This is a genomic window from Desulfatibacillum alkenivorans DSM 16219, from assembly GCF_900142135.1.
Classification (GTDB): Bacteria; Desulfobacterota; Desulfobacteria; order Desulfobacterales; family Desulfatibacillaceae; genus Desulfatibacillum; species Desulfatibacillum alkenivorans.
This window is the reverse complement of the sequence record NZ_FQZU01000031.1, coordinates 34,694-51,864: the sequence shown is the minus strand read 5'-3', so window position 1 is coordinate 51,864 and position 17,171 is coordinate 34,694. Positions and strand designations below refer to the sequence as shown.

At 57.2% G+C, this 17,171-nt stretch carries 17 protein-coding genes; 3 read left to right on the top strand and 14 right to left on the bottom strand.

Annotated elements, in window-relative coordinates; translation table 11 throughout:
* The 11 genes from BUE18_RS20190 to BUE18_RS20140 form a co-directional block, all read right to left on the bottom strand.
* Positions 1-453 carry a MaoC/PaaZ C-terminal domain-containing protein gene (locus tag BUE18_RS20190; RefSeq protein ID WP_073477986.1) on the bottom strand — a complete coding sequence of 151 codons (453 nt, stop codon included), beginning with the start codon at positions 451-453 and terminating at the stop codon, positions 1-3.
* 226 nt (positions 454-679) lie between these two features.
* Positions 680-1,711, bottom strand: coding sequence for a hypothetical protein (locus tag BUE18_RS20185; protein WP_073477985.1), 1,032 nt, complete (start codon positions 1,709-1,711; stop codon positions 680-682).
* A 208-nt stretch (positions 1,712-1,919) separates the two neighbouring features.
* Positions 1,920-2,384: a Zn-ribbon domain-containing OB-fold protein gene (locus BUE18_RS20180; RefSeq protein WP_073477984.1), complete on the bottom strand. Its 465-nt coding sequence runs from the start codon at positions 2,382-2,384 to the stop codon at positions 1,920-1,922.
* A gap of 23 nt (positions 2,385-2,407) precedes the next feature.
* Positions 2,408-2,908: a Zn-ribbon domain-containing OB-fold protein gene (locus tag BUE18_RS20175; RefSeq protein WP_073477983.1), complete on the bottom strand. Its 501-nt coding sequence runs from the start codon at positions 2,906-2,908 to the stop codon at positions 2,408-2,410.
* Positions 2,909-2,939: 31 nt separating this feature from the next.
* On the bottom strand, positions 2,940-4,109 hold the full coding sequence (locus BUE18_RS20170; protein WP_073477982.1) for a thiolase C-terminal domain-containing protein: 1,170 nt from the start codon (positions 4,107-4,109) through the stop codon (positions 2,940-2,942).
* 12 nt (positions 4,110-4,121) lie between these two features.
* Positions 4,122-5,270 carry a thiolase family protein gene (locus BUE18_RS20165; RefSeq protein WP_073477981.1) on the bottom strand — a complete coding sequence of 383 codons (1,149 nt, stop codon included), beginning with the start codon at positions 5,268-5,270 and terminating at the stop codon, positions 4,122-4,124.
* 8 nt (positions 5,271-5,278) lie between these two features.
* Positions 5,279-6,463 (bottom strand): thiolase family protein, encoded by a 1,185-nt coding sequence (locus tag BUE18_RS20160; protein ID WP_073477980.1) that lies wholly within the window; start codon positions 6,461-6,463, stop codon positions 5,279-5,281.
* 95 nt (positions 6,464-6,558) lie between these two features.
* Positions 6,559-7,344 carry an enoyl-CoA hydratase/isomerase family protein gene (locus BUE18_RS20155; protein ID WP_073477979.1) on the bottom strand — a complete coding sequence of 262 codons (786 nt, stop codon included), beginning with the start codon at positions 7,342-7,344 and terminating at the stop codon, positions 6,559-6,561.
* Positions 7,345-7,365: 21 nt separating this feature from the next.
* Entirely contained in the window at positions 7,366-8,256 is an 891-nt protein-coding gene (locus BUE18_RS20150) for a 3-hydroxyacyl-CoA dehydrogenase family protein (RefSeq protein ID WP_083611178.1), read from the bottom strand.
* Between the two features lie 126 nt (positions 8,257-8,382).
* On the bottom strand, positions 8,383-9,492 hold the full coding sequence (locus tag BUE18_RS20145; RefSeq protein ID WP_073477978.1) for an acyl-CoA dehydrogenase family protein: 1,110 nt from the start codon (positions 9,490-9,492) through the stop codon (positions 8,383-8,385).
* A gap of 48 nt (positions 9,493-9,540) precedes the next feature.
* Positions 9,541-10,653, bottom strand: coding sequence for an acyl-CoA dehydrogenase family protein (locus tag BUE18_RS20140; protein ID WP_244549355.1), 1,113 nt, complete (start codon positions 10,651-10,653; stop codon positions 9,541-9,543).
* Positions 10,654-11,339: 686 nt separating this feature from the next.
* Between BUE18_RS20140 and BUE18_RS20135 the strand changes: the two genes are divergently transcribed.
* The 3 genes from BUE18_RS20135 to BUE18_RS20125 are packed head-to-tail and all read left to right on the top strand — an operon-like array spanning position 11,340 to position 14,630.
* On the top strand, positions 11,340-12,203 hold the full coding sequence (locus BUE18_RS20135; protein ID WP_073477976.1) for a beta-keto acid cleavage family enzyme: 864 nt from the start codon (positions 11,340-11,342) through the stop codon (positions 12,201-12,203).
* 38 nt (positions 12,204-12,241) lie between these two features.
* Entirely contained in the window at positions 12,242-13,414 is a 1,173-nt protein-coding gene (locus BUE18_RS20130) for a 4Fe-4S binding protein (RefSeq protein ID WP_073477975.1), read from the top strand.
* Positions 13,415-13,445: 31 nt separating this feature from the next.
* A complete protein-coding gene (locus BUE18_RS20125) occupies positions 13,446-14,630 on the top strand; it encodes a TetR/AcrR family transcriptional regulator (protein ID WP_073477974.1) in 1,185 nt (394 codons plus the stop codon).
* A 439-nt stretch (positions 14,631-15,069) separates the two neighbouring features.
* On the opposite strand, the gene BUE18_RS20120 is transcribed toward BUE18_RS20125, so the two are convergent.
* The 3 genes from BUE18_RS20120 to BUE18_RS20110 all read right to left on the bottom strand — a co-directional run bounded on the left by BUE18_RS20120 (position 15,070) and on the right by BUE18_RS20110 (position 17,101).
* Complete coding sequence (locus tag BUE18_RS20120; protein ID WP_073477973.1) at positions 15,070-15,858, bottom strand: enoyl-CoA hydratase/isomerase family protein; 789 nt, start codon at positions 15,856-15,858, stop codon at positions 15,070-15,072.
* A gap of 213 nt (positions 15,859-16,071) precedes the next feature.
* Positions 16,072-16,512 carry a MaoC family dehydratase gene (locus BUE18_RS20115; protein WP_073477972.1) on the bottom strand — a complete coding sequence of 147 codons (441 nt, stop codon included), beginning with the start codon at positions 16,510-16,512 and terminating at the stop codon, positions 16,072-16,074.
* A 76-nt stretch (positions 16,513-16,588) separates the two neighbouring features.
* Positions 16,589-17,101 (bottom strand): MaoC family dehydratase, encoded by a 513-nt coding sequence (locus BUE18_RS20110; RefSeq protein WP_073477971.1) that lies wholly within the window; start codon positions 17,099-17,101, stop codon positions 16,589-16,591.
* Positions 17,102-17,171: the final 70 nt, after the last annotated feature.

Sequence of the window (17,171 nt, the reverse complement as noted above, 5' to 3'; positions counted from 1 at the left end):
CTAAGGCCTGCGCCCCACCAGGGCTCGGGTGGTGTAAATCACCACGGCTTCGTCCCGTTGATTGGATATGGTGTTCTCGCAAACCATGATCCCGCGTTTGTCGTCCTTGTTCTCCAAGGCCAGGATTTTCATGGTCGTCTTGATGGTGTCATGAATCTTCACCGGCCCCACAAACCGCACCTTGTCCATGCCGTAAAATGCAATAAAGGATTTCGGCAGGGCCACGTATTGCCCCAGCCGGAATATGAGCGCGCTGCCCAGGCACAAAGTCAGCATGCCGTGGGCGATCCGCTCCTTAAACGGCGTTTGGGAAGCAAATTCCACATTTGTGTGGATAGGATGCCAGTCGCCCGTCAAGCCTGCAAAATTGACGATGTCGGCTTCGGTCATGGTCCTGGCCGGGGAGGTGAATTCCTCCCCCACTTCGTAATCTTCCAAATAGGTTTTTTCCATGTCCTTCTCCAGTCCGTAGACAAAGCATTTGTTGGGTTTGGCAAACTCTACCCAACCTGCGCCGCGTCAACGGGTTTCTCAGGTTGGGTTAAGAAGTCCGGCTTCCAGGCATCACGAAACCTATGCTGTTTTTGGACTTCGAACCCAATAAAAACACGCCTGATTGGATTCTTTCAAACCCGCTTTCCAAAGGCTCAAACGTCAAACGTAGATTTGACCCCATGCTTTAGGCCTCTTGCAGCAGCATGGTTTCGTGCAGGAACTCGCCTTCCAGCAGATCCTTTTTGCCGTCCACTTCCAGGTCCAGCTTATAATGGGCCAGGCACCGGTTGTAATACTGGGGCCAGTCCGTGCTGGGCGGAAGCTGCATGGCTTCGATAAGCCTGTGGGCGGTAATGCCCAGGTTCATCTTCACGCCCTGTGCGTCTGTAGTCAGGGTCAGATGAGTCGGATACTCCCGCTGAAACTTCTCGTCCTTGCCTATTTCAAGGCACTTGCCTTCCATGGTGTTGGTGGAGAGAAGCAGCTCGCCGTCCCGGGCGATGAGCAAGGGCGTTACGATGGGGCCTGTCTTGTCTTTGGGAATGACCCATCCGTAGACGATGGTGTATTTGGGGTTTTGAATGCGGCCCCAGTACCAGCCCCAAAAGATTTCATGAAAACGGCAGTTGCCCCAATTGTGGTCATGATAGCCGCTTCCCTGAACCGGGATGACTTCGTCCTTGATGATGAGGTCGCCTTCCACCCTGGCGCAGGGCTGGGGAACCACCCAGCCTGAAATCTTGCCCGTGTCTTCGTTTTTATAGTTAAAGCCCCGGCCCGGCTTCCACGAAGGAACCGTGTTGGTAAAGCGCAACTTGGCGCCGACGCCGCGCACCATGATGGAAAGCTCATAATGGTCTCCCATGTCCCGGACCCAGCTATCCCCCATTTTGACGTTGCAGTAATCCGGGTGGGCGCTGATGCTTTCCATGGGGCTGAGGTCGTATTTTTCGATTTTTTGGCCGTCGGGCTTGTAGATGAAAATCTGGATGGACGGCGCCATGGGTTTAAGAAAGACGTTGTGGTAATGAAAGGTGATGACCACGTGATAGCCGTTGTCAAAGGCCGCGTCAAAGTACCACCATTCATAATAATCATTTTCATTATGAAAAATGTGCGACCCATCGTCCTGACGCTGGTAGTTGGTCGGATTTCTTTCGGCGGATAACTCGCCGTCCCACATGGCCAGATAATTTTTTTGCTCTTGAACATCCATGAGTCGCCCCCTCACTGTCGTCTTTCGCCGCCGCATTTTGCGGGGCGATAATTAAGGTCATTAACCCTCGTCCATCAATCACTATCGGGCGGGAGGAACGGGGAGTCGCACTAAAATAGCCTCCCCGTTCCTCCGCCCTTCCCCAAAACCAATCAATGAACTTCTATCGTCCGTCTATGGGCCCCGCTATCTTGCCGCCTAATCTTATTTATTCCGGCTTGAAATACACGATATCCAAAATATTGCCGTTTCTGTTTTCTATGAAGACCGGGGTCACGCGCATGCCGATTTCGATCTGCTCAGGATCCACGCCGCCGATCAAATGGGTCATGCCGGAGTCGGCCCCGTCCAGTTGAATCACGGCGTAAACCAGGGGGGCGTCCACGTCGGGATGGATGGGCTCGCTGTAATGCACGCGGGTGAACGAAACCACGCTCCCGCCCGGGCCGATTTTCACCAAATCGTCTTCCGTAAGCAGAGAAAAGCAGCGGCCGCAGGTTTCCCGGGGCGGCCAAAGCACCTTGGAGCAGGTCTTGCACCGGACGCCCAGGATTTCCTTGGAGTCTCTCAGGGCGACGTAAAATTTGCTGCCCATTTTTCCGGCGAAGTAATTGCTGTGAGCTGTAATATGCTGATCCACCTCAAATGGAGCCTGGACGAATTTATTTTCCATAATCTCATTCCCCCCAAAATATATTACTGGGGCCTTTTCTGGCCCGGAAGAGGTTCAAAATGTATGATGTCGCTCAAATCCCCAATGCGCTCTTCCCTGTCCCGCAAAACCACTTTCATCCGCATGCCCACCCAGATCTTGTCCAGGTCCGGCTCTACGTTGACCATGTGCTCCACGGTGGAGTCCGAGCCGTCCAGCCTGACCGACCCATACACAAAGGGCGGCTCGTGGGGCTTCCCCGTGGTGGGATCCGTCAGGGGCAGGTACATGATGGTGAATCCGACCATCGTGCCTTCGGAGGACAGCTCCACCCACTCGTCGTTCTTCACATGACAGGCGGCGCACACCACGCGGGGAGGCATCTGAACCCGGTTGCAAGACGGGCACTTGACGCCCACAAAGCGGCCGTTATCCCTCAACTCCGTCAAAAACCTGGCCATGTATTTGCCCGCCGCAAACCGGTACGGGACGTCCACGGTCATGGGGACGCATATTTGTTCGGTAACGGTATTTTTCTGATTCATGCCAACATCCTTTCCCAAGGGCGCATTAGGTTTAATCCTCGGTGGAGCTCGACAAAGCGGTCATGACGGTCCAGTTGGTTCCGCCGTACGCCGTGGCCAAAGCCCGATTGACCTCTTTGGGAACCTGATGGCCTCCGGCGTCGCCCCGAATTTGCAGAGCCGCCTCCCAGACGCGCAGCATGGCGGAAGCGCCGATGCAGTTTGTGGACAAAACCCCGCCCGAAGGATTCACGGGAATGGGGCCGTCGATTGCCGTGGCGCCTTCCTCCATGAGTTTGAAGCCCTCGCCCCGGCTGCACAGGCCCAGGTCTTCGTACCAGACCATTTCCGCCCAGGTGGCCGGCTCGTAGATTTCGAACACGTCAAAGTATTTTTTGGGATCGTCCACGCCCAGCCTTTTGTACATCCTGGCCGCGCAAGCCGTGGAGAAGATAGGCTTGGTCAGGGTGACGTTCCGCCAGTCGATTTCAAATTGCTCGTTATGGGCGGTGTCCATGGCCCGAATCCAGACCGGCTTTTTGCAACGGTCCCTGGCGGTTTTTTCGTCTCCCAGAATAACGACGCAGGCGCCGTTGGAGGCCGGGCACATATCCAGCATCCGGACCGGATAGGCCAGCATGCGGGAGTTCAAGGCGTCTTCTATGGTGATGTCCAGCTTCAGATGGGCGTATTGGTTCTTGCGGGCGTTCTGCCGGGCCTTGACCGCAACCATGGCGGCGTGCTCTTCCTTGGCGCCCCAGGCGGCCATGTAGGAGGTTCCCATCATGGCGAAATATCCCACGGCCGCGCCGGCCATGGATCTTCCGTATAATGGATGGGCCACGCCGCTCAGGATGGCGCCCGTGTCCCCTTCCTCCTGCTTTTCAAAGCCGATGCACAAAACCTTGTCAAAAAGGCCGGCCGCAACATGATGCATGCCCGCGCCTATGATGGTGGCGCCCACGGTGCCGCCGGTGGTGATCTTCATGCCGGGCTTGCCGTAAGCCCCTGCAGAGCCCGCCAGCCAGCAGTCGGTCAGATGGGTTCCCTCGAAAAATTCCATGTTGCCCAAAAACACCGCGTCGATGTCGTCCATGGTCATCCGGGCGTCTTTAAGGGCGGCCCGTACGGCTTCGTTGACCATCTCGCCCTGGTCCACGTCGTGCCTGCGGGCGGCATGATAAGTTTGGCCGCCGCCGATTATGGCCACATTGCGTTTCATATCATCCCTCCCTTATTGGTTTCCCAGCACGATGACGCATTGGTGTTGTCCGCAAAATCCTGTATGCCCCTGGGCGACCGCGCGTTTGGCGTCTTTCACCTGGCGCTCGCCCGCCTTGCCCATCAACTGGAGCGCCGCTTCGGCGACCCGGTTAAGACCCATGACATTGGCGGGAACCCCGGAAAGCACGCCGCCGGAAGGATTTACGGGAAGCTCTCCCTCCCTGGAGGTAAAGCCGGATTCAGTCAGCCTGGCGCCTTCCCCGGGCTTGCACACTCCCAGGCCTTCCAGCCACAAAAGCTCCTGGTAGGAAAATTCGTCGGAGAGTTCGATCAAGTCCAGGTCTTTGACGGGGTTGCTTATTCCGGCCATTTTGTACGCCTGGGCCGCGGCTTTTTCCAAAGCCATGCACTCGGCCAGATCCCGATCGCCCAAAAAATAGTCGTCGTAGCAGGAGCCAAGACCCTGAATCCAAACCGGCGTGTCCGTAATCTTTTTCGCTTTGCTTTCCGACGCGACAATCATAGCCACGGCGCCGTCCACGTCAGGCGCCGCGTCCATGGCGGTCAGGGGATCGGCTTCCATGGGAGCGGACAACACGTCGTCCAGGCCGTAATAGCCGAACCGGCAGGCCAACGGGTTGGCCATGGCGTTTCCCAGATTTTTCATGACCACCCGGGCGAAGTCTTCCCTGGAAAGGCCGTGGGCGTGCATGAACCGTCTGGCCTGCAAGGCGCCTGCGGAGGTGAAGTCCAGGCCGAGCTGACGGCTGTATATGGGCTCAAAGGCGTCGTTATTGACGATGTGCCGGTTAGTCTGGGACATTTTGGTGTGGGCCAGCAGCAAGGTGCACTCGTATTCGCCCGACAGAATTCCCACGGCCCCGTAATAGGCGGCCGTGCTGCCGTCCATGGCCATTTTTTCTTCCGTACGAAGATGGCCGCCGGCCACGTCGGTAATGCCGATGTTGGAAATTGTCTGGCCGTCCCAAATATCGTGGGAGCAACTGATGGTGTTGTCGATGTCCTTTTCAATGGAAAGGCCCGTGTCGTTCAGAACCTTCTCGATGACCTCATAGGCCAGTTCAGCCACATTGGCGTCGGCCCTTTTGGGGCTGAACCGGGTTTGGGCGACTCCGACTATTGCAACTCTGTCAGACATGATTCCCCCTATATTCTTTCAAAGATGGCGGCGATTCCCTGGCCTCCGCCGATGCACAGCGCGGCCATGCCGTAACGGCCCTGGATGCGCTTCAACTGATGCACTACGGCCAGAGCCAGCCTGCCGCCGGACATGCCGTTGGGATGGCCGAAGGCGATGGCGCCGCCGTTGGGATTCCATTTTTCCTCGTCAAACTCATGGCCGTTTTTCTTGAGGCTTTTCATGACGGCCAGGGTCTGGGAGGCGAAGGCCTCGTTGCACTCCACCACGTCCATGTCGGCCATGGTGAGTCCTGCGTTAACCAGGGCTTTTTCCATGGCGATGACGGGCGCCACGCCCATGTACTTGGGCTCCCGGGCGCCCAGAGCGCAGGAGACGAAGCGGGCCAGGGGCTTCAGGCCCAGTTCCTCGCATTTTTCCCGGGACATGATCAGGTTGGCCACGGCGCCGTCGTTCAGGCCCGAAGAGGTTCCGGCGGTGACGGTTCCGTCCTTTTTAAAGGCGGGACGCAGCTTGGCCAGCTTCTCGGGATTGGTCTCCCTGGGATGCTCGTCCTGATCGAAAATGATGGGGTCGCCTTTCCTCTGGGGGATTTCCACGGGAACGATTTCCTCCTTGAAATATCCCTCCTTGATGGCCTGGATAGCCCGGGTCTGGCTGCGAAGGCCGAAAGCGTCCTGCTCTTCGCGGGAAACGCCGAACTCGTCGGCCAGGATTTCCGCCACAATGCCCATGGGCGCGTCGGTTTCCTCGGTGGGTCCGACCTGCCGGGTGATGTATTTGGGCGGAACCAGGGAGAAAGGCTGCTTTTGGCGTTCCATGAGATAAGGCTGGTTGCTCCAGGATTCGCAGCCTCCGGCGATGTACACCTCGCCGAAACCCGCCTTGATGTTTGCGGCCGCGGAATTGATGGTCTGGAGCGCGGACCCGCATTGCCTTTCCACGGTCTGGGCGGGCACGGAAAAGGGGAATCCCGCCTTCAAGGCCGCCCACCTGGCGATGTTCACCGCCGCGTTATTGGTGCAGGCATGGCCTATGAGCACGTCGTCCACAATGGACGGGTCGATGCCTGTTTTTTCAATGAGCCCCTTCAGGGCGAATGCGGCCAGTTCCTCCGGCCTGAACATGGACAAGGAGCCGCCCATCCTGCCGATGGCCGTTCTGACTCCGTCCACCAAGTAAACTTCTTTCATTGCTTCCACCTTTTATCCCAAAAAATTAGGTAAATACCCCCGGCAAACGAGAATTTCTGCGGCAAGGCTCCACACCTTGCCGCGGAAACGCATATCTAGCGGCCCGTGAACTTGGGCTTGCGCTTTTCCATGAATGCGTTGGTGCCCTCCACCCTGTCCTCCGAGCCGAAGCACAAGGAAAAACAGCGGGCTTCGTAGTCCAGCCCGGTCCTGAGATCGGCCTGCACGCCGTTGTTGATGGAGGCCTTGGCCATATGCAGGGCGATGGGGCTCTTGCTGGCGATTTTACCGGCCATTTTGGAAACCAGAACGTCCAGTTCGTCCTTGGGGACCACGTGGTTCACCAGCCCAATGTTCAGGGCTTCCATGGCCGAAATGTGATCGCCGGTCATGATCAGCTCCTTGGCCTTGCCCATGCCCACCAAACGCGGCAGACGCTGGGTTCCGCCGTAGCCGGGGATAATGCCCAGCTTGATTTCCGGCAGGCCCAAAATGGCGTGCTCCGCAGCGATGCGGATGTCGCAGGAAAGGGCCACTTCCGTGCCTCCGCCCAGGGCGAATCCGTTGATCCGGGCGATGACCGGCTTGGGAAAATGTTCGATTCGCGTGCACACAGCCTGGCCCTTGGGCGTTTCGGTCAGGGTTTCCACGTATCCCTGGCCCCGGGCCATGATGGAAATGTCGCCGCCGGAGATAAAGGCTTTGTCTCCGGCGCCGGTGATCACCAGCACCCGGATGCTTTCGTCTTCCTCGATGTCGTCCAGAGCCTTGTCGATCTCCAGCATGGTCACGTAGCGAATGGCGTTGAGAACCTTGGGCCGGTCTATGGTGATGACGGCGATTCCGTCCGCTTTTTCCACTCTGATGTCTTCAAATGCCATGGGAATTCCTCGCGTCGCTTCTTAAAAAAGTTTGAAAGGCTTTTTGGTTCCGTCGGCTTCGTAATCGTAGAAGCCCTTGCCGTTCTTCCGGCCCAGCCTGCCCGCCTCCAGCATCTTGCGATACAGGATGTTCAGGCGGTCGCTTTCGCGATGGGTGTATTCATAAATGCTGTCCTGAGCCATCTGGATGACGTCGAAGCCGCCGAAGTCGGCCAGCTCGCAGGGGCCCATGGGATGTCCGGCGCCCAGCTTCATGGCGGTGTCCACTTCCTCGGCCGTGGCCGTGCCTTCCAGAACGATCTGGGCGGCTTCCATATACAAGGGGCACAACAGGCGGTTGACGATGAATCCAGGCACGTCCTTGACCCTGACCGGAACCTTGCCCAACTGCTTGCAGAAGTTCATGACCGTTTCCACGGTTTCTTCGGCCACGCCCACGGGCAGGACCACTTCCACCAGCTTCATGACCGCAGCGGGATTGAAAAAGTGGGCGCCGATGCATTTTTCCGGGCGTTTGGTGGCGCCGGCGATGGCGGTGACGGACAGCACGGAGGTGTTGCTGGCCAAGACGGCGTGGGCCGGGCAGATTTCATCCAGCTTGGAAAACAGGCTTTTTTTCAGCTCCAGGTTTTCCGGCACGGCTTCAATGACCATGTCCGCCTCTTTGGCCGCGGCGACCAGGTCCGTGGACATGCTGAGACGGCCCAGGATTTCCTCGCCCTCTTCCGCCGTGATTTTTCCCTTGCCCACAAAGTGCTTTTCGATGTTTTTCGAGATAATGCCCTGGGCCTTGTCCAGCATGGTCTGGTCAATGTCGAACAAGGTGGTTTTGATGCCCGACATGGCTGCCTTTTGCGCGATGCCATGCCCCATGGTGCCTGCGCCTAATACCGTGAGTCTTAAAATATCCATGCCCGAAAACCTCCGTTTTGATGGTTGGGTTGATTTATTTTCCTTAGGATGGGGTCAAATCTACGTTTGACGTTTGACCGCGTTTTTTACTTCTCAAACGTCAAACGTAGATTTGACCCCATGTCTTTATTTCCTTTTTCCCAGGACTGCGTCCCCGATTTTCATGCGGCTGATTTCCGTGGATGTTCCGGCGATCTGGCCATATTTGGAGCTTCGAAAGCCTGATTCGGCGGGGTTGGGCGTGGAAAAGCCCTTGGCGCCCAGAATTTTCAGGGCGTCGCTGGAAACCTTTTCGGAGGCTTCGGTGGCGAACACCTTGGCGCACAGGGTCAGGGCCTGCGCCTCCTTGTCCTTTGCGTCGGCCATCCACCCGGCCCGGTATGCCAGCAACTGGGCGGTCTGATGCAGGGTGAGCATGTCGGACAGCCGGAATCCCACTTCCTGATAGGCGATGATGGGGCGGCCGCCGGTCTTGTGGGATTTTGCGTAAACGCGGGCCTCTTCAAAGGAGGCTTTCATAAGCCCCAGGCTGGCGCCGATGAGCACCTGGTTTTCCCAAAACCGGAGCATGTCCAGCATATCGTCCATTTTCAGGCCGGAGATGACCTGAGCCTCGGAAACGGCGCAGTCTTTCAGCTCCAGGCTGCAAATGCCGGCGCTTTCATACCCGAGGGCGGAGATGGGGGGCCCCATTTCCATGCCTTTTGCGCCTTTGGGGATGAGAAACAGGGCGCCCTGCCCGTCCAGGGTTCCGGCGACTGCAATGCAGTCGGCGCCCGCGCCGTTCACCACAAACTGTTTCCGGCCGTTTACGACGACCGCGTCGCCGTTTTTCTCGCCCATGGTCTGCAGGGGATCGTTTTCCACGTTCAGGGCTTTCTCGGACAAGGCCAGGGTTCCCAGCAACTCGCCGAAAAGGAGAGGCGACAGGATTTTTTCCTTTTGCCAGTCGCTTCCCCATTGAGCCACGGCCCGTCCGAAAACCCGGGCGCTGACTTCCAGCTTCAGGTACAGGGAGGGCGATGCGGCGGCCGCGGCTTCCATGGCCCTGAACATGGCGGGCGATTCTCCGGCCTCGCTCAGGCCCAGGTTCAGGTAGCCGGTGGACGCCAGGGAGGCGGCGGCGCTTCTCAACAGGGCGTCGTCCGCTTGTCCGTCCTTGATATCCAGGTTGGAAATGGCGGACTCCAGAGCTTCAAACAGCTCGTTGCTTTGTTGTGAAAACTCGTATTGCATTGCAGCTCCTCGCCGATAAGGCATTTACACGCAGACCGCAGAGGGCGATCAGATCATGCGGCTGATAATCATCCTTTGGATGTCCGAGGTTCCCCCGCCGATGGCGGCCAGACGGCCGTCCCGGAAGACCCGTTCCACATCGTATTCCTGGCAATAGCCGTATCCGCCGTGAAGGGTGACCGCGTCGTTCATGGGCGCCATGTTCCAGTCGCCGATGTAGAGCTTGGCCACGGAGGCGTAAAGGTGGTTCAGGGGCTGGCCCTGATCCTTGGCCCAGGCGATGCGGTACACCAGGGAGCGGGCGGCTTCCTCGAATATTTTCAGCTCGGCCAGCTTGCGCTTGATTGCCTGGTATTCGGCGATGGGGCGGTCGAACTGGATGCGATCCTTGGCGTAGCGGGAGCACTTGTTAATAAGGTAGGCCACGGACCCGACGGTGGGCGCCAGAAGCACGCTTCTGTCCCATTCCACGGTCTGGGAGGCCATTTTAAAGCCGTCCCCTTCCTTGCCCAGGAGGTTTTCCGCGGGAATTTCGCAATTGGCGAAGATCAGCTCTGAGGTCAAAGAGGTGCGCACGCCCATTTTTTTCAAAGGCGGCCCGGCGGAGAAGCCCGGGGTTCCCTTTTCCACGATAAAGGCCGACACCCCGGCGTGCCTGGCCGTAGGGTCGGTCTTGGCGTAGACCACGGCCACGTCGGCAATGGGGCCGTTTGTGATGAACATCTTGCTGCCGTTCAATATGTATTTGCCGCCGGCCTTTTCGGCGGTGGTCTTCATGGAAGCCATGTCCGAGCCTGCATCGGGCTCGGTCACGCCCATGCAGCCGATCATTTCGCCGGAGCAGATTTTGGGAATGTATTTTTTCCGCTGCTCCTCCGTGGCGTTTCTGAAAATGGTGTCGCCGCATAAAAAGGTATGGGCGCCGTAGGCCAGCAAAAAGCCTGAGTCCGCCCCGCCTTCGGCCAGGGCTTCCCCGGCCAGGGCCGTGGTGATGACGCCGGCGCCGCTTCCGCCGTATTCTTCGGGAAAGTGCAGCCCCAGAATTCCGAAATCCGCCATTTTTTTGAAGGATTCCAGGTCGAACTCTCCTTTGAGGTCGTGCTCCTGGGCCCTGGGGGCGATTTCCTTTTTGGCGAAATTGAGCACTTCTTTTTTAAACATGAGTTGTTCACGGGAAAACGCGAATTCCATAACGCCTCTGACTGGGTGAGAAGGGCCTTTTTGGGGCCGTTTTTCGGGGATTGGGGGCTCCAACTGACTTTTGCCTTAGACCGCCCCCCAAATGAATTATATTCAGCGTCCTCGCCCTGTCTTTAGCCCTTACCCCCCGGGATTGTCAAGAGTATTTTTTGACCAAAAACGGGAACAAGAAAGGAATTATAATTTTATATATTTGGTTTTATTCACTATAATTAAATTTGAATATTTTAACTCAATATTCTTTTTTGACGCAAAGCGTTATGAATAAAGCTCAATAAAGACCGGCTAAATACCCGTAAATGCAGCAAGATCTCTCAAGAACTACGCCCGGATCCTCGAAGTAATTTTATATAAAAACAAGGCTTTATTTTTAAAAACACGGAGAGTTTTGGCAAATTTATATTGACAGATGACCCTGATTTTGATTCGATAGGCTGCGTTTTCGATATGTATTCAAATGGGCGGAAGGCCGGTCCGGCAGACCGCACAGACCGCCGGTTCCAGGAACCAACCCCCCGGGCCTTTCCTGAATCAAAGACCACGGGCCAGCCCCATGGAAGCTAAAAACCATAATAAGGCGCCAGACGCCTCCCACTCTCCCGGCGCCCCGGCCGGACAATGAATCCGGGGCGGAAAAGGATCGAACCATGAAGAGAAAAATCATCATCACGGCCGCCTTGTCCGGCGCCACCACCCGCAAAGAGCACAACCCGGCGGTGCCTTACACGCCCCGGGAGTTCGCCGAAGAGGCCGCCAAGGCGTATAAGGCCGGCGCCGCCATGGTCCACGTCCATTCCCGGCTGGACGACGGCATGGCCACCCACGAGGTGGAGCGGATCCGGGAGACGTACGACGCCATCAAAGACAAAACCCCCGAACTGATCGTCAACCTGAGCTCCGCCGTGGGCCCGAACAAGACGCCCGAACAGCGCATCGAGCAAATCGTGAAGATCAAGCCGGAAATGGCGTCCCTGAACACCAACACCATGAACTTCGCCACTATTGACCGCAAGACCGGCGAAGTGTTAGTGGATTACATCTTTGACAACACCTTCACCATGCTGCAGGATTTCGGCCGGGCCATGGAGGAGAACGGGGTGCGGCCTGAAATCGAAGTCTACGACATGGGCGGGCTGGATAACGTCAAACTCATCATGAAGCAGGGATTTTTCAAAGATCCCATGAATTTCAATTTCGTGTTCGGCGTGGCCGGCGGACAGGCTTTCCGGGCCGACGCCTTTGCAGCCCTGGTGCACGCCTTGCCTCCCAACGCCAATTTCACGTCCTGCGGCGTGGCCTGGGACGAGTTTCCGGCCATCTTGCAATCCGGCATCATGGGCGGGCATATGCGCGTAGGCCTGGAGGATAACGTGCGGATTCCCAACGGGGAGCTGGCCAAAGGCAGCTATGAGCTGGTGGAATGGGCGGTCAAGGCTGCGTCCATCCTGGGCAAGGAGCCCGCAACGCCGGACGAGGCGAGAAAAATCATGGGCCTGAGGGGCGCTTCCTGATCGCTTAGGGAGGCGGAGGGCCCGCTAAGGAGGGGGTAATGAAAAGGCTTGCAGCAGTCCTGGGGGACCAGGGTAGGAAGCATTGGCAGGCGCGAACGGCCTACAGGAGGCTTGCCAAACATTTGAACGCCATGCCGGTGGGCTTCCCCCGGTCTGTCAGCGGGGTGGAAAAAAGGATTTTGCGGTCCATCTTCACCCCGGGGGAGGCGGAAGCCGCCCTGCACCTGAGCTACAAGCCGGAGCCCAAGGACGCAATCCTGGCCCGGGCCTCCAAACACGGCATCCCTTCCGCGGAAATGGAGCGGCGCCTGGCCAGCATGGAAAAAAACGGCGCCCTTCTGATAAAGAACCCGGACGGCGAACCCCGCATCTGCCTGCTTCCCTTTGTGGTCGGGTTTTTCGAAACCCAGATCGCCTCCATGAACGCGGGCCTGTACCTGGACACCACCCAGTACATGGCCGAGGCCATGGGCTTTGAGTATTTGTCCACGGTTCCCCAGCAGATGCGCATCGTTCCCGTGGAAAAAAGCATCACGCCCCAGCACAGGATCTCCACCCACGACGAAATCCGCCGCATCATCGCAGACGCCGGGGACAGCATCGCCCTGACCACATGCATCTGCCGCAAGGGACGGGATATGCTGGGCGCGCCCTGCAAGAGGACGGACCGGCGGGAGACCTGCATGGCCTTTCATGACTTCGGGGAAATGTACATCAAGAACGGCTGGGCCCGGAGGATCGGCGTGGAGGAGGCCATGGAGGTGATCGCCCTGTCCGAAAAGGACGGCCTGGTGATCGAGGTCTCCAACGAAAAAAATCCCTCCTTCGCCTGCATGTGCTGCCCCTGCTGCTGCGGGGTCTTCAACATGCTGGCGGCCGCGCCCCGGCCGGCGGACTTTGTGCAGTCCAATTTCAGGGCCGCCCTGGATTCGGATAAATGCGTCCTGTGCGGCAAATGCGAAAAGCGCTGCCCCACCCAGGCCATAAAAATAAAAAAAGACGCCGTCAAAATCGACTTGGGCAAATGCATTGGCTGCGGCCTATGCGCCGCAGCTTGCAAGCCCGGGGCCTTGACCATGGCGCCCAAGACAAAGCAACGAACTCCCCCCGAGGATTACAGCGCGCTCATGGACGCCATTCTGGCCAACAAAAAAGGGCTTGTGGGCAAGGCGGCCAGCACGATCAGGGGGGCGCTCGGGATTAAACGCTAAAAAACGGCGACGGAAAGTAAAACAATCTAATATGACGACAACCAAAGACAGAATCTTACTGGCCGCGGAGGAACTCATCACGGCCAACGGCATCGCTGAAACCACCATCGCCAAAATCGCCCAAAAGGCCGAAGTCGCCGACTCTTTGGTTTATCAGTATTTCAAAAACAAGCAGGATCTGTTGTTTTCCGTGGCCTCCATCAAGCTGGAGGAGGCCCTGGACCTTTTGGCGGAGCAACTGGAAGGAATTAAGGATCCGGAGTCGCGCCTCCGCAAGCTCATCTGGTACGGCCTCAAATACAACGATCTCAACCCCGGATACGCCCGCATCCTCCTTTTCGAATGCCGCTCCAACGCGGATTTCTACAAGACCGAAGCCTACCGGAAAATCCGCAGGCACGCCGGAATCATGACCGACATACTGGCCCAGGGCGTGAAAGAGGGCCAGTTTCGCAAGGATGTCAACATGGGGATTATCCGGGACGCGGTGTACGGCGCCATGGACTTTGAAGCGGTCAGCTGCATCGCCTCGGGGGAAATCGAAAAAAGCCGCACCGACCTGGAGCACCTCATGAACCTGATCCTTCCCATGATCAAGGTCCGGCCCGATCCTCCGGAAAGGGACAAACGCACCCGGATTCTGCTTGCCGCGGAAAAGGTCTTTGCGGCCAAGGGCTATAACAAGGCCAAGATGATCGACATCGCGGAAGAGGCCGCCGTCTCGGAAAGCGCCATCTACGACTATTTTAAAAACAAGGACGATCTGCTCCTGGCCGTCCCGGAAACCAGGCTTAAGGAGCACCTGGAGTCCATCATGGATTCCTTTGACGTAAAGAGCCCCTTCGCCAAGCTAAGGCGCCTGATCCGCTACCATTTCGCCCTGTATATGATCAACCGGGATTTCCTGAAGGTGTTTCTGCTCCACAATCAACTGAACATCCAGTTTTACTCGTCGCCCGCCTACAAAAGCTACCAGAAATATCTGAATATCCTCGACAAGGTGGTCGAGGAGGGCCAGAACCGGGGCGACTTCCGCCAGGACGTGAGCCTGCGGGTTTTCCGCAACGTGTTCATCGGCGCCTTCAGCCACATGGCTCTCAGATGGATGATTGTGGAGGAGGGAAAAAACAACGACAAAATGAAGGAAATCGATGACTTGATCGACCTGCTTTTGGACGCCGTGTCCGCGCCGAAAAGCGAGGAGGAGGAAGGTTAGCGGCGCAAAAATTCCCAGCCAGACGCCCCGTCGGCAGCCTTTTTTCTTCAGTCCTGACTTGGGATGTATGCCGCTCGGATTTATGAAAAATGACGCTGGGACCCCGCTTGCGGACGATCCCGAAAAGACGGATCGTCCTTGCGGGGATGACGGGCTGCCGGCGTAAGTGTTAAAATAAGGGGCGCTTGAGATTTCGAGGGGACACGATACTGATTTCGCAGTCATCCCCGCCAGGTATTCTCAGTCTAACAGAAATCAGTTCATGTCCCCGAAATCTTAGGGCGCCTCCACTCTCCGTCATCCCCGTGGAGCCATGGAGGCATGATGATTGCGGGTAGTTTTGCAACCATCATGATGCAATGGCGGAAACGGGGACCCAGTGTCATTTCGAAATTTCGCCGAGGTTGCCGAATAAAGCCTACGAAATCAACGCCCATATTTATTTCCCCTTAAAAACAGGCGCGCGCCGTTCAAAAAAGGCGGTGACGCCTTCCTTGGCGTCCTCGCTGGAAAGGAGCTTCATTTGCACGTCCGCGGTCTCCTCCAGATCAGCCCAGGTGTTCAATAAATATTTGCCTGCGGCCACAGCCATAGGCGCCCGCCGGATCAACCGGCTGCACCATTCCTCCACGGCCGGCTCCAATTCATCCAAGGGAACCGCTGCGTTGACCAGCCCGAAATCCAGGGCTTTTTTTGCATCTATATTGGTCCCCATGAGCAAAAGCTCCTTGGCTCGCGCCAAGCCGATGAGGCGGGGCAGCCGGGTGGTTGCGCCGATGCCCGGGATGAAGCCGTTTTTCACGTCCGGCAGGCCGAGCATGGCGTCCTCTGCGGCGATTCGGAAATCGCAGGCCAGGGCCAGTTGCAGCCCGGCGCCCAGGGCGTAGCCATGGATGGCCGCAATCGTGGGGACCGGCATGCCTTCCACCTGATCCAGAATGCGCTGCAAACCCCGAAACTCATTTCTCACAGCGGAAATGTCGCCGCCGTAGCCGCCGCCCATGAGGGTTTTCAAGTCCCCGCCCGAGCAGAACACGTCTCCGGCCCCGCTGAACACCACAACCCGGCACAGGTTCGGGTCAGATGTTATCTCCTCCGCAAGCCGCTTTAAGGCCGCGAACATTTCGTCATTGATGGCGTTTTTCTTTTCCGGCCGATTCAAGATCACCCGCCAAACCGGACCGTCCTTCTTGATGATCAGCTCTTGAGAATTATTCTGGCCGCCCATTTTCACCTGCTTTAATATCCGTCCCGTAAAAATCCTTTAGATACCCTAAAAAGCGCCGCTCACATTCAGCTTACACGCTTGTAAAACAAGCTAAAATATCAACAGGGAGGATGCAAGCAAAAAGGCCGGACAGCATTTTTTTTCGGCTGACCGGCCTTAAAATTTTTGGGATAAAGGTTTTTGCGCGATGTCCCAAAATGCGCGGGCAGACGCCTAAACCGGGATGCGCACGGCCGCTTGCCCCACCCCGACCTTGACGCCCGCCTGGTTTTCGCACCAAAGCTCCAGGACCACAAAGGACTCGTCGCCGGGGCGGGGGTGCTTTTCCGTCACCTTGCCTCTGGCCGTGATGTCGTCCCCCGGACGCACGGGATGCACAAATTTCACGTCCAGCATTTGCAGGAATGCGCCCCGGGGATACGCCCAGTCCGTGACGATCTTTCCCATGAAGGCCCCGGTCATGATGCCGTGAGCGATGGTGGTTCCCTTGCCCAGAAGATTCACCTTTTTGGCCCAGGCCGGGTCGATGTGGATGGGATTGAAGTCGAGAGAGCCCTCCGCGTTCTTGTTGATCTTTTCCTGGGTGATATGCCTGCTTTGCTCGGGGATCTCGTAACCCAGGTCAACTTTTCCAAACTCCAATATTTCGGACATGTTCAAACCTCCTTATCCGGACCGTAATGCAAACAGCCTTTCAGGCCCTCTATTTGAGGGCGGGAATTGTCTTGGCCTAGCGGTTCTTCATTTCCTCGTTGCCCTGGAACTGCAGCACCAGCCCGCCGGTCCATCGGCACACAAACTCGTCGTTCTGGTTGGTGATGTGCATTTCGGACATGGCGTATTTTTTCCCTCGTTTGATATACTTGTCCCGGAGCTTGATATGGCAATAGATGGTATCTCCGGGGCGCACGGGAACACCGAACTCCCACCGCTGCCCGGGATTGATGGCGCCCGGCATTTTCACCCAGCTATCCGGGGGAACCGCCGCAAAGACAATGGGCGTTAAAATGGTAGGCGGGGCGATCAAACCGCCGAACTGGGAGTTCTTGGCCGCCTCCTCGTCCGTGAAAAACGGGTTGTAATCCTCCGTTCCTTCCACATACAGCTGAATCCGTTCGGGTGTGACCTCAAAGGGCTCGGTGTCGTAGACCTCGCCCACGACCAGGTCGTCCCAGCTGCGCTGTTGCGATTCGTGCTTGAAGAAGTCCTTTTCAAAGCGATCCGGCAGTTTTTCCGCGGTCATGGTTTAACCCTCCTTTTGCTTTGTGCGTTGGTTTTATCAACCGGCCAGCCGGTCGAAAATATCGCCGAAT

Excerpts from the sequence above, each read along its gene's own strand:
- BUE18_RS20170 (WP_073477982.1), bottom strand. The coding sequence starts at position 4,109 with ATGAAACGCAATGTGGCCATAATCGGCGGCGGCCAAACTTATCATGCC.
- BUE18_RS20150 (WP_083611178.1), bottom strand. The coding sequence starts at position 8,256 with ATGGATATTTTAAGACTCACGGTATTAGGCGCAGGCACCATGGGGCAT.
- BUE18_RS20135 (WP_073477976.1), top strand. The coding sequence starts at position 11,340 with ATGAAGAGAAAAATCATCATCACGGCCGCCTTGTCCGGCGCCACCACC.
- BUE18_RS20190 (WP_073477986.1), bottom strand. The coding sequence starts at position 453 with ATGGAAAAAACCTATTTGGAAGATTACGAAGTGGGGGAGGAATTCACC.
- BUE18_RS20155 (WP_073477979.1), bottom strand. The coding sequence starts at position 7,344 with ATGGCATTTGAAGACATCAGAGTGGAAAAAGCGGACGGAATCGCCGTC.
- BUE18_RS20180 (WP_073477984.1), bottom strand. The coding sequence starts at position 2,384 with ATGGAAAATAAATTCGTCCAGGCTCCATTTGAGGTGGATCAGCATATT.
- BUE18_RS20140 (WP_244549355.1), bottom strand. The coding sequence starts at position 10,653 with ATGTTTAAAAAAGAAGTGCTCAATTTCGCCAAAAAGGAAATCGCCCCC.
- BUE18_RS20185 (WP_073477985.1), bottom strand. The coding sequence starts at position 1,711 with ATGGATGTTCAAGAGCAAAAAAATTATCTGGCCATGTGGGACGGCGAG.
- BUE18_RS20120 (WP_073477973.1), bottom strand. The coding sequence starts at position 15,858 with ATGGGCGGCCAGAATAATTCTCAAGAGCTGATCATCAAGAAGGACGGT.
- BUE18_RS20115 (WP_073477972.1), bottom strand. The coding sequence starts at position 16,512 with ATGTCCGAAATATTGGAGTTTGGAAAAGTTGACCTGGGTTACGAGATC.
- BUE18_RS20125 (WP_073477974.1), top strand. The coding sequence starts at position 13,446 with ATGACGACAACCAAAGACAGAATCTTACTGGCCGCGGAGGAACTCATC.
- BUE18_RS20175 (WP_073477983.1), bottom strand. The coding sequence starts at position 2,908 with ATGAATCAGAAAAATACCGTTACCGAACAAATATGCGTCCCCATGACC.
- BUE18_RS20160 (WP_073477980.1), bottom strand. The coding sequence starts at position 6,463 with ATGAAAGAAGTTTACTTGGTGGACGGAGTCAGAACGGCCATCGGCAGG.
- BUE18_RS20130 (WP_073477975.1), top strand. The coding sequence starts at position 12,242 with ATGAAAAGGCTTGCAGCAGTCCTGGGGGACCAGGGTAGGAAGCATTGG.
- BUE18_RS20165 (WP_073477981.1), bottom strand. The coding sequence starts at position 5,270 with ATGTCTGACAGAGTTGCAATAGTCGGAGTCGCCCAAACCCGGTTCAGC.
- BUE18_RS20110 (WP_073477971.1), bottom strand. The coding sequence starts at position 17,101 with ATGACCGCGGAAAAACTGCCGGATCGCTTTGAAAAGGACTTCTTCAAG.
- BUE18_RS20145 (WP_073477978.1), bottom strand. The coding sequence starts at position 9,492 with ATGCAATACGAGTTTTCACAACAAAGCAACGAGCTGTTTGAAGCTCTG.